This is a genomic window from Chryseobacterium sp., from assembly GCF_045629545.1.
In the GTDB taxonomy this organism is placed as follows: Bacteria; Bacteroidota; Bacteroidia; order Flavobacteriales; family Weeksellaceae; genus Chryseobacterium.
Map to the genome: position 1 here is coordinate 161,919 of NZ_JAZQRK010000042.1, position 13,702 is coordinate 175,620.

Annotated in this window: 14 protein-coding genes; 4 read left to right on the forward strand and 10 right to left on the reverse strand. The window is 33.5% G+C overall.

The annotated features are described in order from the left end of the window. Positions 1 to 43 precede the first annotated feature (43 nt). The 7 genes from ACKI42_RS10280 to ACKI42_RS10310 all read right to left on the reverse strand — a co-directional run bounded on the left by ACKI42_RS10280 (position 44) and on the right by ACKI42_RS10310 (position 5,858). The gene (locus tag ACKI42_RS10280; RefSeq protein ID WP_407405078.1) at positions 44 to 1,465 is read right to left on the reverse strand and encodes a CCA tRNA nucleotidyltransferase; all 1,422 of its coding nucleotides are present in this window, start codon (positions 1,463 to 1,465) and stop codon (positions 44 to 46) included. A 171-nt stretch (positions 1,466 to 1,636) separates the two neighbouring features. Then, a complete protein-coding gene (locus tag ACKI42_RS10285; protein ID WP_407405080.1) occupies positions 1,637 to 2,185 on the reverse strand; it encodes an L-threonylcarbamoyladenylate synthase in 549 nt (182 codons plus the stop codon). A gap of 9 nt (positions 2,186 to 2,194) precedes the next feature. Then, positions 2,195 to 2,704 (reverse strand): DinB family protein, encoded by a 510-nt coding sequence (locus ACKI42_RS10290; RefSeq protein WP_407405082.1) that lies wholly within the window; start codon positions 2,702 to 2,704, stop codon positions 2,195 to 2,197. Positions 2,705 to 2,769: 65 nt separating this feature from the next. Then, on the reverse strand, positions 2,770 to 3,216 hold the full coding sequence (locus tag ACKI42_RS10295; protein ID WP_407405084.1) for a GNAT family N-acetyltransferase: 447 nt from the start codon (positions 3,214 to 3,216) through the stop codon (positions 2,770 to 2,772). Between the two features lie 71 nt (positions 3,217 to 3,287). Beyond that, a complete protein-coding gene (locus ACKI42_RS10300) occupies positions 3,288 to 4,427 on the reverse strand; it encodes a cystathionine gamma-synthase (RefSeq protein ID WP_407405086.1) in 1,140 nt (379 codons plus the stop codon). Between the two features lie 99 nt (positions 4,428 to 4,526). Further along, a complete protein-coding gene (gldC, locus tag ACKI42_RS10305; protein WP_407405088.1) occupies positions 4,527 to 4,853 on the reverse strand; it encodes a gliding motility protein GldC in 327 nt (108 codons plus the stop codon). An 18-nt stretch (positions 4,854 to 4,871) separates the two neighbouring features. Continuing rightward, positions 4,872 to 5,858, reverse strand: coding sequence for a gliding motility protein GldB (locus ACKI42_RS10310; protein ID WP_407405090.1), 987 nt, complete (start codon positions 5,856 to 5,858; stop codon positions 4,872 to 4,874). Positions 5,859 to 5,979: 121 nt separating this feature from the next. Here ACKI42_RS10310 and ACKI42_RS10315 point away from each other — a divergent pair, with 121 nt between their 5' ends. From ACKI42_RS10315 to ACKI42_RS10330, 4 genes are all read left to right on the forward strand, one after another. After that, positions 5,980 to 6,507 carry a GNAT family N-acetyltransferase gene (locus ACKI42_RS10315; protein WP_407405092.1) on the forward strand — a complete coding sequence of 176 codons (528 nt, stop codon included), beginning with the start codon at positions 5,980 to 5,982 and terminating at the stop codon, positions 6,505 to 6,507. A gap of 16 nt (positions 6,508 to 6,523) precedes the next feature. Continuing rightward, a complete protein-coding gene (gene nadE, locus ACKI42_RS10320; protein WP_407405094.1) occupies positions 6,524 to 7,318 on the forward strand; it encodes an NAD(+) synthase in 795 nt (264 codons plus the stop codon). A gap of 24 nt (positions 7,319 to 7,342) precedes the next feature. Beyond that, the gene (locus ACKI42_RS10325; RefSeq protein WP_407405096.1) at positions 7,343 to 7,858 is read left to right on the forward strand and encodes a ribonuclease domain-containing protein; all 516 of its coding nucleotides are present in this window, start codon (positions 7,343 to 7,345) and stop codon (positions 7,856 to 7,858) included. A gap of 79 nt (positions 7,859 to 7,937) precedes the next feature. Further along, positions 7,938 to 8,264, forward strand: a complete 327-nt coding sequence (locus tag ACKI42_RS10330) for a barstar family protein (RefSeq protein ID WP_407405098.1) — start codon at positions 7,938 to 7,940, stop codon at positions 8,262 to 8,264. Between the two features lie 72 nt (positions 8,265 to 8,336). On the opposite strand, the gene pafA is transcribed toward ACKI42_RS10330, so the two are convergent. From pafA to ACKI42_RS10345, 3 genes are all read right to left on the reverse strand, one after another. Continuing rightward, positions 8,337 to 9,983, reverse strand: coding sequence for an alkaline phosphatase PafA (gene pafA / locus ACKI42_RS10335; RefSeq protein ID WP_407405100.1), 1,647 nt, complete (start codon positions 9,981 to 9,983; stop codon positions 8,337 to 8,339). A gap of 157 nt (positions 9,984 to 10,140) precedes the next feature. Beyond that, on the reverse strand, positions 10,141 to 12,291 hold the full coding sequence (locus tag ACKI42_RS10340) for an outer membrane beta-barrel family protein (protein WP_407405102.1): 2,151 nt from the start codon (positions 12,289 to 12,291) through the stop codon (positions 10,141 to 10,143). 157 nt (positions 12,292 to 12,448) lie between these two features. Next, positions 12,449 to 13,375 (reverse strand): malate dehydrogenase, encoded by a 927-nt coding sequence (locus ACKI42_RS10345; protein WP_407405104.1) that lies wholly within the window; start codon positions 13,373 to 13,375, stop codon positions 12,449 to 12,451. Positions 13,376 to 13,702 lie beyond the last annotated feature (327 nt).

The following is a 13,702-nucleotide window of genomic DNA, read 5'->3' on the forward strand; positions in this document are numbered from 1 at the left end:
GAAATAATTCTAGCTGTTCATTATATTTGTATTTCATTTATATTTAAACCAACTGCAATCCCAAAATTCCACCTTCATTAATGACAAAAGCTTTTGCGGCTTCATGCTCATTTGGAATTTCACCTTCCAATATGGCTTCTTTCACTTTCTCTTTTAGAATTCCTATTTCTCTACCTGGTTTTAGATTAAACATCGTCATTATTTCCTCTCCAGAAATTGGAGGTTGAAAGTTTCTTACCTGATCTTTCTCCTCTACTTCTTTTATTTTGATAGCAACGTATTCGAAATTCTTCTTGAATTTCTCTTGCTTTCTAGAGTTTTTGGTGGTGATATCTGCTTTACACAATGTAAAAAGATCTTCCATATTTTCTCCAGCATCGAAAAGCAATCTTCTAAGCGCTGCATCAGAGGCATCATCCGTTATAAGAGCTATAGGACGAGAAGATAGCTTTACCATTTTCTGTACATATTTCATGTCGGCTCCCAATGGTAATTTTAGTTTTTGGAAAATTGTTTTTACCATTTTTGATCCCAAAAATTCGTGCCCATGAAACGTCCAACCCGTTCCTTCTACAAATTTCTTTGTCGGTGCTTTCCCGATATCGTGAAGCAATGCAGACCAACGCAACCACAGATTATCCGTATTTAGCGAGATATTATCTACTACTTCCAAAGTGTGATAAAAATTGTCTTTATGCGTTTGTCCTTCTACTTCTTCAACGCCTTTTAGCTCAATCAATTCAGGAATAATAATTTTCATCAAACCTGTTTCTTCCATTAATCTTAAACCAACAGAAGGTTTTTCTGAAAGCATAATTTTATTGAATTCTACCATGATTCTCTCTAGCGAAACTATTTTTATTCTTTCTGCTTCTTGAGAAATAGCATTAAGAGAATTTTCTTCAATTTTAAAATTTAAAGTTGAAGCAAAACGTACCGCGCGCATCATTCTCAACGGATCGTCAGAATAAGTTTGTGTTGGTTCTAAAGGTGTTTTTAATATTTCATTTTGAAGATCTTCAACTCCATTAAATGGATCTACCAATTCTCCAAAATTATCTTTATTCAGAGAAATTGCCATTGCATTGATGGTAAAATCTCTTCTTTTTTGGTCGTCTTCTATTGTTCCGCCTTCTACCTCAGGCTTTCGGCTGTCTTCGGTATAACTTTCTTTTCTAGCACCCACAAATTCTAGGTCTAGATCTTTGTATCGTATCATCGCAGTACCATAAGTTTTGAAGATAGAAACCTTCATCTTGGGATCTATTTCTTTACCTACATTTTGGGCAAGCTCAATACCGCTTTGTTCGGTCACAAAATCTATATCCGTAGAAGCTTTCCTTTTCATCAAAAGATCTCGAACATAGCCTCCTACAATGTAAACCGACTGGTTGTTTTGATGAGCTACTTCCGAAATTATTTTGAAAAGTTTTAGATTTTTATTTTGACTGAGATTGATAAACATACTGATACTATAAATTTTAGAATTTAGATTTTAGAAAACATCTTGCAAAGAGTGTTTGCGTGTAATTTCTAATGTAAAACCACTAAGAGCTTAAGAATACCAACCGAACGCCGATATGCTAAAAACCTTAATGGTTAAAATGATTTTGCAAATATAAAAAATTCTATGCTTTTATTCTCGAAGAACTTTTATTCTATTATCGCTCCAGATTTTTATCACAGAAGAACCACTGTATTTGGATACATTATCTCTTCCTTCTTCTACAGCAAAATCTACCAGACTTACCATTTCTGCTGAAATATCAGAAAACTTAAGCGGGCTTTTTTCTCCACTGAAATTAGCAGACGTAGAAACCAATGGTTTATTAAGCTTGGTAATCAGTTTTTTACAAAAATCATCTTTTACCAAACGTATTCCGATACTTCCATCTTCTGCCAAGATTTCTTTGGGCAAACCTTTAGGGTTTTGGTACACCAATGTTACGGGTTTATCGCTTACATCCATGATTTCCCAAGCCATCTCTGGTACATCTACCAAGTCTTGAAGCCTTTTTTCAGATTCTACCAAGATAATCATCGATTTGTTTTTATCTCTATTTTTGATGTGGAATATTTTATTAATCGCATCAATATTGGTAGCATCACAGCCAATTCCCCAGATGGTATCTGTAGGATAAAGGATGGTACCACCCGATTTTAATATGTCGATAATGTTTTGCATAATATTGTATTAGTAAGGTAATTGGGGCAAATACCTTTCATTAATGATATTTAAATGATGGATGGTATGGCCTACAATAAGTTTGCACATAGCATCCACAGATATAGAATTGCCATTTGCCAATCCTGTATTTTGTAAAACAGAAGAATCTAATGTAGAAAATAAAATCTGTGATGATTTTCTGATTAAACTGAATTCTTCAAGTAGAGAAGCCAATGTTCTTTGGTTAGCAAATGAGTTTGCAGCGTACAACTCTTCATCAAAACCTGGCAAAGCTTGCTTCTCTCCTCTTGCAAAAGATAATATTCTGAATTGGAAAATTCTTTCGGTATCAGAAAGATGCAAAAGCAGCTCCTTCAGCGTCCACTTTCCTTCATCATAAGCAAATAAAGCTTGTTCATCTGATAATTGCGAATAGAAATCGACTACTTTATCACCAGAAATCAAAAATTCTTCTTTCCAATTTTCGCTTGGAATAAGATCTAAATACCTTTGAACGTATTTTTCAAATTCAGTCATCTGTTTATGAGTTTTTCAATTTAATAAAAAAAATAGAACCAATTCTAGTGTGTGAAAAGTTGAGGTTAAACATTCGTCCACTCGTAAAAATTCACCTCATCATAGATTTTGAAACCACATGATGGATAAAGTTGGTTACCAATCAGATTGTCTTTGCCTGTTTCTAATAAAATTCCACAAGCATCAGATTCTTTACAGATTTCTTTTGCCGATTCTATCAATTGCTTAGAATATCCTTTACCACGATGATTTTCGTTCACGAAAAGATCATTCAGCAGCCAATACTTTTTCATTCTTGTAGAAGAAAATAGAGGATAAAGTTGTACAAATCCTACCAAAATTTGGTTTTCTTCCACAACAATAATTTCTGAATCTTGTTGTGCAATTCTCTCGTTTAAGAAAACTTGAGCATCATTGATATTAGATTCTTTATGATAGAAAATACGATACTCATCAAACAATTGAGAAAGCATTTCCAAATCCTTTGTTTCAGCCTTTCTTGTATTTTTCATTGATAAAAAACGAAGTTTAGAGCAAGTTTAATCATTTTAAACTCACCCTAAACTCCAATTTAATTTTTATGCTAAGAAAATGCTTTTTCTAGATCTGCCAACAAATCTTCTTTGTCTTCGATACCAACACTTAGACGAACCAAATCATCTGTAATGCCCAATTCTGCACGTTTTTCTGCAGGTATTGAAGCGTGTGTCATCAAAGTAGGATGGTTAGCAAGAGATTCTACTCCACCCAAAGACTCAGCAAGGGTAAATACTTTCAATTTTTCTAAGAAACTAATTGCATCTTCTTTTTTCCCAGATTTGAAAGTGAAAGAAACCATTCCTCCAAAATCTTTCATTTGAGCTTTTGCCAAAGCATGTTGTGGGTGAGATTCTAAACCTGGATAAACTACTTTATCTACTGCTGGATGAGATTCTAGATATTTTGCAACTTCTAGTCCGTTCTCAGAGTGTCTTTGCATTCTTAGAGATAAAGTTTTGATTCCTCTAAGTACCAAATAAGAATCGTGTGGTCCCAAAATTCCACCGCTTGCAAATTGGATAAAGTGCAATTGCTCTCCTAATTCTGCAGTTTTAGCAATTAAAGCTCCTGCAATAACATCAGAATGTCCGCCCAAATATTTTGTAGCTGAGTGCATTACAATGTCTGCTCCCAAATCTATTGGTCTTTGTAAATAGGGCGTAGCAAAAGTATTATCTACTGCAACTAAAATGTTTTTACCTTTGGCAACATCTACTACAGCCTTGATGTCTACAAGCTTCATCAAAGGGTTGGTAGGGGTTTCTATCCAGATTAATTTTGTATTTTCTGTAAGAACGTCTGCAATTTTTGAAGCATCATCAAAGTTCACGAAAGTAAATTTCAATTGATATTTAGCAAAAAGTCTAGTAAACATTCTGTAAGTTCCACCATATAAATCGTCTACTGCTACTACCTCATCACCAGGATTTAGTAATTTTAGCACACAGTCTATTGCTGCCAATCCAGAACCGAACGCCAAACCTCTAGCTCCGTTTTCAATACTTGCCAAAGAATCTTCTAATGCTTGTCTTGTAGGGTTTGCCGCTCTAGAATATTCGTAACCAGAATGTACACCTGGGCTAGTTTGCGCAAATGTAGAGGTTAAGAAAACAGGTACGTTTACAGAACCTGTTGCTGGTTCGTGGTTTTGACCTCCGTGTATAACTTTTGTATTAAAATTCATATTTGTATAATTTATTTTTTTGAAAATTTGAAAAATTTGAAATTGAGTTTCTAAACTTTTTGTTTCAAATGATTTTCTTACACTATTTTCAAACTGGTTTTACATTTTTATCGCAGATTTCACTGCAAATTCTTCCGCTTTTTCTTCCATCCACAATGCTACATCTTCTTCACCAGTTGCTCTTTGGTACGTATGTCCAAGAGAAACCATAATTTGGTGAATAAACATTTTCATTTGGTCTACAGGCATTTCTTTTGTCCAAAGATCAATTCTTAATGCTTCAGAAGCTTTTTCATCCCAAACAGAAACCATGATGGCTTTTGTTTCTTCTTTTTCTACACCTCCATCTTCCGCATTCCAAGTAATAACTTCGGGAATATGGTTTTCGTCTAGCTCTACATCTATCGTTATTTGGGTCTTTCTCATTGTATAATATATCTTATCTTATTCTTCTAATTTTGGTTTGTAATTCGCCTCATTGAAAATCTCCGTTGCTCCTTTTTTCAAAAAGTCTGTAAGCGAAGTTTCTGGCTTATTTTGATAATATTTTCTGCAAATCTGCCAACCTGTAAATACCCCAATCATTGGCGACGAGCTATTGTCTATCTCTGTATAGAACTTAGAAAATGGTCCTGGCGCAATAAAGCGCTCTGCCAATCTATGATCATCACCAAAAATTAAATTGCTTTCTACAAAATAATTGTAGATATTGGCTTCATTAGACAAAGCCCAATCATATTGCTCTTTGGTATAATCCATTTTAAGATAATCTGGAGTATTGGGTAAAAAAGCATCTTGAAGCGTCATTATTTTCCCATTATACACCATCAAATCTATGAATTTTTGGCTTTCACCTGTGTAGGGTACAATATTTTCCGCGAACATTCTCGATACTTTCGGTACGATATTATTCGGATTCATGGATTTCTGAAAATACAATTCTAACCCTTTATAATTTGGATTTTTATCGCCCATAAATCCTGTGATATCTACAAACAAAAAGTTAGTTTTCGAGTCATAGATTATAGGTTCTTGTACCATCTGCAATGCGGATGAAAACAAATATACCTTTGGTGATTTGAACTGAGGAAAATAATTTTTGATATGCGAAAACAAATCTTGAAAATCTGCTTGCAACTTATTTTTATCAATTTTTGAAATGGCTTCCTTATAAATTTTTATTTCTTCCGGATCCACTCTTCTTTTCCCGAAATCTTCATCAGGAACAGTGCCCTGAAACCAAGGAAATTTTGTAGTAAACTGCTGCAAGGGTACGTTTGCGTCATAAAACTCTTGAGAGATGTCCACTAATTCTACTTTTTCTGTAGGATTTTCTATCTCTATTTTCCATGGAGAGTCATTCTCTTTTTTACAAGACTGCATACTCAAAAAGAGTAAGCAAGTAAGGGCTGCAATTCTGAAAATCTTCATTATTTTTTACAAGAAATTTAAGTTTACAAAAATAAGGATATATATATTAATTATACCCAAAAATGTGTAATTTGTAATCTTATTATTCAATTGAATTTTAAGCCGAAAAAAAAATATTCAAATGACAATAGAAACACAAAGATTGCTACTGAGAGAACTGATGGATAGCGATGATGAAAGATTATTTCTACTAGATTCTCATCCTGAAGTCGTAAAATACGTTGGAACGCCTATTTTTGAGGATATTTCTCAAACTCAAAATCTTATAAAAATCGTAAAAGAGCAATATAAAAACAACGGAATAGGAAGATACGCAGTTGTAGAAAAACAGACAGAGTCTTTCATCGGTTGGTGCGGTCTGAAAATACTTTGCGAGGAAATCAATGGTTACAAGGATGTCTACGAATTGGGATATCGTTTTTTACCAGAATATTGGGGCAAAGGATATGCAAAAGAATCTGCAAAAGCTTGGCTACATCATGGTTTTACAGAAATGAATATTGAAGTCATCTACGCGTATGCAGACCATAGAAATACAGCATCCATGCACACTTTAGAAAAATTAAATTTCGAAAATAAAGGAAATTTTGAAGATAAAGAAGATATTTGCACTTGGTTTGAATTGAGAAAGGAGAATTTTAAATTGTAATTAAAAAAAATAAATAATGCAATCACAAAAAGTAATAGACCACATTGTAAATTGGTTGAAAGAATATGCAACAAAATCTAATGTTAAAGGGTATGTATTGGGAGTTTCTGGTGGTGTAGATTCTGGAGTAGTCTCTACGCTATGTGCCATGACTGGACTTGAAGTTTTGCTTCTAGAGATGCCAATTCGCCAAAAAGAAGACCAAGTAAATAGAGCAAAAGACCATATTGAAGATCTTAAAAAAAGATTTCCGAATGTAAAAGGTGACACAGTGAATTTGACTCCTGTTTTCGAAAGTTTCGAAAGCGTAGTAGATGCTCACAATGAAAATAGTGCAACAAAAAATCTAGCATTAGCCAATACAAGATCTAGATTCAGAATGCTAAATTTGTATTATTTCGGTCAACTTCATGGGCTTTTGGTTTGTGGAACAGGAAATAAAGTAGAAGATTTCGGGATTGGTTTTTATACCAAATATGGTGATGGCGGTGTAGACGTCTCTCCTATCGGCGATTTGTATAAAACTGAAGTGTATCAATTGGCGAAAGATTTAGATTTAATAGAAAGTATTCAGAAAGCGATTCCTACAGATGGTTTGTGGGATGCAGAACGTACAGACGAAGACCAAATTGGTGCAACATACCCAGAATTAGAAAAAATACAAAAAGAATGGGCAACAAAAACGGAATCCGACTACGAAGGTAGAGATCTAGAAGTGTACAAGATTTTTGCAAGAATGAACAAAGCGGCTCAACATAAAATGAATCCTATTCCATTGTGTGATATCCCAGAAGGATGGAGAACTTCTTAATTGTATTTTAATTAAAATCCATCTATGAATAGAAGAACAAGATCCATGCTTTTTGCGTGTCTCGGACTGTTGTTTGGGATGTCTGTGATGTACATTTATAATAATTTCATTTCAGACAAAAAAGAGAATAAGCCAAGTTTTACCACTCAGAAACCTCAATCTTTAAAAGAAGAAATAAAATTAGACGAAAACTTTGAAATAATTCCAGAGCAAACTATTGATGAATTAACCAACGAGAAAACGGTGATTGATTTCGTAAAGAAAAATCATCAACTTCCCAACTATTACCTCACAAAAAACGAAGCCAAAAAATTAGGTTGGATTGCTTCTAAAGGTAATCTTTGCGAAGCACTTCCTGGAAGAGCCATTGGTGGCGATAAATTTGGAAATCGGGAAAAGCAACTTCCATTGGGTGAACAATATTATGAAGCTGATGTAAACTATCATTGCGGAAATAGACAAACAGATCGTATTATCTTCACGAAAAATGGAAATGTTTATCTTACAAAAAACCATTACAAAACATTCGAAAAGCAATAAAAAGGATTGGGAAAAATTAAAATTTTGATGAAGAAAATCCTTGTTAAAACTTTACATTTGCATAATTATTTTAAATTTTATGAAAACAATAGCGATAGATTTCACAGATATTGGTGACGAAGAAGACTTCTACACCCTACTAAAAGAAAAACTAACTCTTCCTGAGCATTTTGGAGATAATTTGGATGCTCTTTCTGATGTTATTTCAGGAGAATTGGAGATGCCTTTGCATTTGGAATTTGTCAACTTGAGTGTAGATCAGCTAGAAACTTTCGAAGATCTTTTGGCAACATTAGAAGATGCTGAAGACGAAAATGAAGAATTTTCTTTCTCATATTATCTAGAGCAATTCGGTGATGATGAAGACTATGAAGATGAAGAAACTGAAGAAAAAGAAACAAAATAATTTTCTTAAATAAACAAATAATCCCCATCAAGCTGTAGATGGGGATTATTTTATGTTTAAATTTATACTAAATTATTTACCTAAAGCTTCCGTAATAGGATTTCCTATATTTCCACTAGGAAATTGAATTTTTAGTAATGCAGAAACGGTAGGCGCAATATCCGTCATGTGATATGCTCTATTACTCTCGCCATTCTTTATTCCCCAACCCATAAAGATCAACGGAATATGCGCATCATAAGAGTTCCAAACACTATGCGTAGTTCCTGTTTTCGCATAGGTAGGCAATAGCATATCTTTAGAAACCAACTGTATATCTCCACTTCTTTGTCTGTTTAGTCCATTGATGATTCTTTGTTTTATAGGCTCGGGAATTGTTGCTTCTTGCACTTCTACAGCCGAAACAGCATACAAAATAGTAGGATCCTTTTCAAGTTCTTCAACCGCAAAATCTGTGATCTCATCTAATTTCAATTGATTCTCTGCAAGTATTTTTCTATCAAAATAAACTTGATAATTATTTATACCATGGACAATTTTATCAAAACCAAATTTTTCTTTTAATTTTTGGTTTAAATTTTTCTCCATTCCTTCACCAAAAAATCCAGAAGGCATTTTATGCTCTTTCAAAAATCCTACAGAGTGCGCTCCACCATGATCTGCAGATAGGAATACAGTGTATTGATCTTTCCCAACTTTGGAATCCAAATAATTAAAAAATTCTGCCAAATCTTTGTCTAATCTAATATATGTATCTTCCACCTCGATAGAGTTGGGTCCGAATTTGTGTCCTACATAATCTGTAGATGCTAGATTGATGGCAAGCATATCTGTAATAGCATCTTCACCTAATTTCTCTGCCTCGATGGAAGCTTTCGCCATTTTCAACGTTAAAGTATTCCCGAACGGTGTACTTCTTATCACTCCTTTTTTAGCTTCATAGTCAGCAGATAGATTGCTGTAAGGAAAAGTTGGCGTTTTTGCGCTTCCCAAAAGTCCTTCCCAAGAAGAATTATCTGGCGAACTTTCTGTGTACTGATTTATTGGCAATAATGTATTCCAACCCTTAGCAACCAGTTTACTTGGTAATTTTTGTGCATTGAAATCTTTTACCCATTGTGGCAACTCATTCATATACCAAGTACTCGTGATAAAATCTCCTGTAGAATCTTCAAACCAATAGGCTCCAGTTGGCGAGTGTCCTGCAGGCAAAATAGAAGCTCTATCTTTAAGAGAAACTCCGATTACTTTTCCCTGAAAGTTGGTTGCCAAACGCAATTCGTCAGTTACCGTAGATGACCAAAGATTTTTTGGAGAATGACTTCCGTTTTCAATATTGCTAGTTCCCACAGGTTTTACGCTGTCATCTGCTGTACAATATACATTTTTACCCGTAGTTTTATCCGTCCAATCGTTTCCTGCAATTCCGTGTATTGCAGGCACAGAACCTGTATAGATACTAGTATGTCCAATTGCTGTTACCGTAGGCACATAGTTGATATGAACATTATTAAGTGAATATCCTTTATTTAAAAGTCTCTTGAAACCCTCATTTCCGTATTTGCTATAAAAACGATACAGATAATCCCAACGCATCTGGTCTACCACCAAACCCACAACCAATCTGGGTCTTTCTACCAATGTATTTTGATTTTTCTGAGCATTTATTGAAATGATCGACAGAAAAGCAGCTGCCGCAATAGTAATCTTTCTTATCATGAATAACTTTTTTGTAGCCACAAATTTACCGATTTTCATTCTTTTGGGATATGAATTTCCAATTAATTATTTTGAAATTAATCCTTTATAAAAAAGGGAAAAACTATCCTCAATTGAGAATAGTTTTTTTTAAGTTTAAATAATTTATACAAAAATATTATTTCGCGCCACCTTGTTTTTTTTCAACATCCGTTTTGGTATTTTCTTTTACCTTTTGGTTTCCGAAACGTTTGATAAAACTTAAAGAAAAGCCATGCCAATCTGATCTATATTCTGTTTGGAAAGTACCAATTTGGCTATACGTTGTTTGATCGAAAACTGGTCTTTTAAAAATATTACTCAGTTGTAAACTCACTTCCATTTCTTGTTGTTTGAAGATTTTTGTAAGCGAGATATTATGGAAGAAATTATAGTTATTTCCTGCCGTATTTCCGTAATTCTGAGATTGTAATCCCATCCATACCGAAGCATTAATATTTTTATTAAACAAATTGGTGTAAGATAAATTAGTAGATCCTCCGAAATTGGTAATGTAATTTTTAGCTTGCAAATTATTTCGGGTATTGAAGTCGCTGTTATCAATATAGTTTAATCCTAAATTTACATTTACCGTGAGTTTGTTTTTAAAGAAATTCTGATTGGTACTTAAATTAAAATTCACACGTTCAGATTTTCCTTTAAAGTTGTCTGGCTTTGTGACCAGATTGTCTCCATCTTTGATGTAGGTAGACCAATAATCCTGATTGGTAAATCCGTAGTTAACAGACAAGAAATACTTTTTGTAAACACCCAATTTAAAATTAAAACGATGGTTAGGATTAGGCTCCAAATCCATATTTCCTTGATAATAATTCCCGTTACTCACAGGCATAATATATGGATTAAACTCAGAATACCAAGGTCTCCACAAACTGTAATTATAACCTAGAGACACATTGTAGTTGGGCGAAAATATATATTTCACCAAAACATTTGGTAAGAACGTTCCGTAAGATACTTTTTTCTCCATATCAGAACCATCTTGTCTTTGTTTAAACATGATATATTCATAACGCAAACCTACTCTAGTTTCCAACTTTTTGAAGAATGTTCTATTAATATTCGCATAAACGGAGTTCAGATTATCAGAATAACGAAAAGTATTTTTCCCTGAAATATCTTGGTTCCAATTGCCATTTCCAAACGTGAAATAATCATAAGGAATAACATTGTTGTTGAAATCTATTTTTGCTCCTACCTCCAAATTACTTAAAGAATCTAAAGGTTGCGAATAGTCTAATTTTAAATAATAATTTCGTGTTTGAGTTTTGTCTAAAATTTGAATTCCCGAGGTAGAATTTTGAAGAATATCATTTCTAAAAGTTTGCGTATTTTGATTTTGAGGATCGTAATTTATCCCTATGTTTACGTCAAAAATTTTATTTTTTACCTTATCATAATATTTATAAAATAAATTTGAATTTAAAGTGTGGTCTTTACTATTCTGAAACTGATCTTGAGTAAAAGAGTTTTTCAAAACATCATCTCTGAAAATATTGTTCTCAGAATTAGATTCCGACTTGCTGTTATTGTGAAAGTATTCTAATACCAACCCAATATTATTTTTATCATTCACTTCTAGTTCGGTAGAAGATGAAAGAGATGGCGATTTGCTTCTGTATGTATTTTGATTGGTATTTCTGTTAATCTCGTTGTCCGAGTAGTAAGTATTAATATTTTTGCTTGAAGTAAATTGGGTATTATCACTGTAACTTCCAGTAATACTCTGCGTGAAACTCTTTTTATGATAATTGATATTCGTGTTTACGTATTGGTTATTTTTGGTATTCTGAGAATTGGTAAAAGTTGCGCTTCCTTTTATCCCTTCATCATCACGCTTTTTGAGTACAATATTAATTACTTGCCCAGTAGTTTCGTAACGAGATGAAGGATTGGTAATCACTTCTATTTTCATTAAATTATCAGCTGGGATAGATTTTAAATATTCTTTCAATTGTTTTCCCGTAAAGACGGTTTTTCTATCGTTGATGTAGACCGTTACCGTTTCGCCTTCAGATTTTACGTTATCATTATTATCAATACTTACCAATGGCGTCATTCTTAGGACGTCCCAAGTTGTATTACCGGATAATATAGAGCTATTTGCCACATTGAAAACCGTACGATCTATTTTGGTTTCTACAGTTGGTTTTTTGGCAACTAATGTTACCGCTTCTATTGTTTTACTTTTCAAAGTATCCTGAGTTGCTTGTGCAGAAACCTGAATAATGCAGAGCAAAATCGCAGCGCTCATAAATATTTTTATCATCAATGTATTTTATATAAGTGTCTCCCAATAAGACAACCATATATAAACAAATGTTACATCCCTAATGAAATATTTCACATAAAAGTGTAATAATTTTATTTTAAAACAAAAAAACGCACCACTTGGTACGTTTTGTATATTAAAAATCAATGAAATATTAAAACTTCAAATCTCCATTTACTTCTCTCACTGCTTGTGCTGCCTCAGCAAATTTTGCTTTTTCTGCATCTGTAAGCGTGATAGTAACTATTTTTTCTACTCCATTTGCTCCAATTATAGCTGGTACACCTAGACAAATATCGCTTTCGCCATATTCTCCACTAAGCATTAACGAACAAGGAATAAGTTTTTTCTGATCGCAAATAATAGATTGTACCATTACAGAAACTGCAGCACCTGGTGCATACCAAGCCGAAGTACCCAATAATTTAGTTAGAGTTGCTCCACCAATTTTAGTTTCTTCAGTTACACTGTTTATTTGCTCTTCCGATAAAAATTCAGAAACAGGAACTCCGTTTCTTGTTGCCTTACTTACCAATGGTAACATACCAGTATCACTGTGAGCTGCTATCACCATTCCGTTTACATCAGAAATCGGACAGTCTAAAGCTTCAGCTAATCTGTATTGGAAACGAGAAGAATCTAATGCTCCACCCATACCAATAATTTTTTCTTTTGGTAAACCAGAAGTTTTATGCACCAAATAAGCCATTGTATCCATTGGGTTTGATACCACTATAATGATAACCTCAGGAGAATGCTTGATGAGGTTTTCCGTAACTTCCTTCACAATACCTGCATTGATGCCGATAAGCTCCTCTCTAGTCATCCCTGGTTTTCTAGGAATCCCCGATGTAATTACTGCTACTTTAGAACCTGCAGTTTTGCTATAATCGCCTGTAGTACCTACAATTTTGGTATCAAAACCATTCAAAGCAGCACATTGCATAAGATCCATGGCTTTACCTTCTGCAAAACCTTCTTTAATGTCTACCAAAACTACTTCAGAACAAAAGTTCTTCATTGCGATGTATTCTGCACAACTAGCACCTACTGCGCCTGCGCCTACTACAGTTACTTTCATATTTTTTTCTTTTAATATTTATTATTTAGTTTTTTATTGATCTGATAATTTAATTATTCTGAAACTCTTAAATTTTAAAATAAAATTTGTCCTTCTCTTTCCATCATAAATACAATTTCACGTTTGCGAATTTATAATTTTATCTCTCCTTTTCTTATTAAAACAAGGATTTCACAAATCTAATCATTCCTGAAAAATTGACAAATTTTTAGAACATTTTATTACTCATTAGTGTAATTATTTACAAGATAATAAATTTTATTTAAAAATACTTTAAATAGCACAAAAATACGCACCAATACTCATTAGTTTTTTCGAATTCTATTA

Bases quoted from the DNA above. Each gene is read 5' to 3' on its own strand.
- ACKI42_RS10280 (WP_407405078.1), bottom strand. From the start codon at position 1,465: ATGTTTATCAATCTCAGTCAAAATAAAAATCTAAAACTTTTCAAAATA.
- ACKI42_RS10285 (WP_407405080.1), bottom strand. From the start codon at position 2,185: ATGCAAAACATTATCGACATATTAAAATCGGGTGGTACCATCCTTTAT.
- ACKI42_RS10290 (WP_407405082.1), bottom strand. From the start codon at position 2,704: ATGACTGAATTTGAAAAATACGTTCAAAGGTATTTAGATCTTATTCCA.
- ACKI42_RS10295 (WP_407405084.1), bottom strand. From the start codon at position 3,216: ATGAAAAATACAAGAAAGGCTGAAACAAAGGATTTGGAAATGCTTTCT.
- ACKI42_RS10300 (WP_407405086.1), bottom strand. From the start codon at position 4,427: ATGAATTTTAATACAAAAGTTATACACGGAGGTCAAAACCACGAACCA.
- gldC (WP_407405088.1), bottom strand. From the start codon at position 4,853: ATGAGAAAGACCCAAATAACGATAGATGTAGAGCTAGACGAAAACCAT.
- ACKI42_RS10310 (WP_407405090.1), bottom strand. From the start codon at position 5,858: ATGAAGATTTTCAGAATTGCAGCCCTTACTTGCTTACTCTTTTTGAGT.
- ACKI42_RS10315 (WP_407405092.1), top strand. From the start codon at position 5,980: ATGACAATAGAAACACAAAGATTGCTACTGAGAGAACTGATGGATAGC.
- nadE (WP_407405094.1), top strand. From the start codon at position 6,524: ATGCAATCACAAAAAGTAATAGACCACATTGTAAATTGGTTGAAAGAA.
- ACKI42_RS10325 (WP_407405096.1), top strand. From the start codon at position 7,343: ATGAATAGAAGAACAAGATCCATGCTTTTTGCGTGTCTCGGACTGTTG.
- ACKI42_RS10330 (WP_407405098.1), top strand. From the start codon at position 7,938: ATGAAAACAATAGCGATAGATTTCACAGATATTGGTGACGAAGAAGAC.
- pafA (WP_407405100.1), bottom strand. From the start codon at position 9,983: ATGATAAGAAAGATTACTATTGCGGCAGCTGCTTTTCTGTCGATCATT.
- ACKI42_RS10340 (WP_407405102.1), bottom strand. From the start codon at position 12,291: ATGATAAAAATATTTATGAGCGCTGCGATTTTGCTCTGCATTATTCAG.
- ACKI42_RS10345 (WP_407405104.1), bottom strand. From the start codon at position 13,375: ATGAAAGTAACTGTAGTAGGCGCAGGCGCAGTAGGTGCTAGTTGTGCA.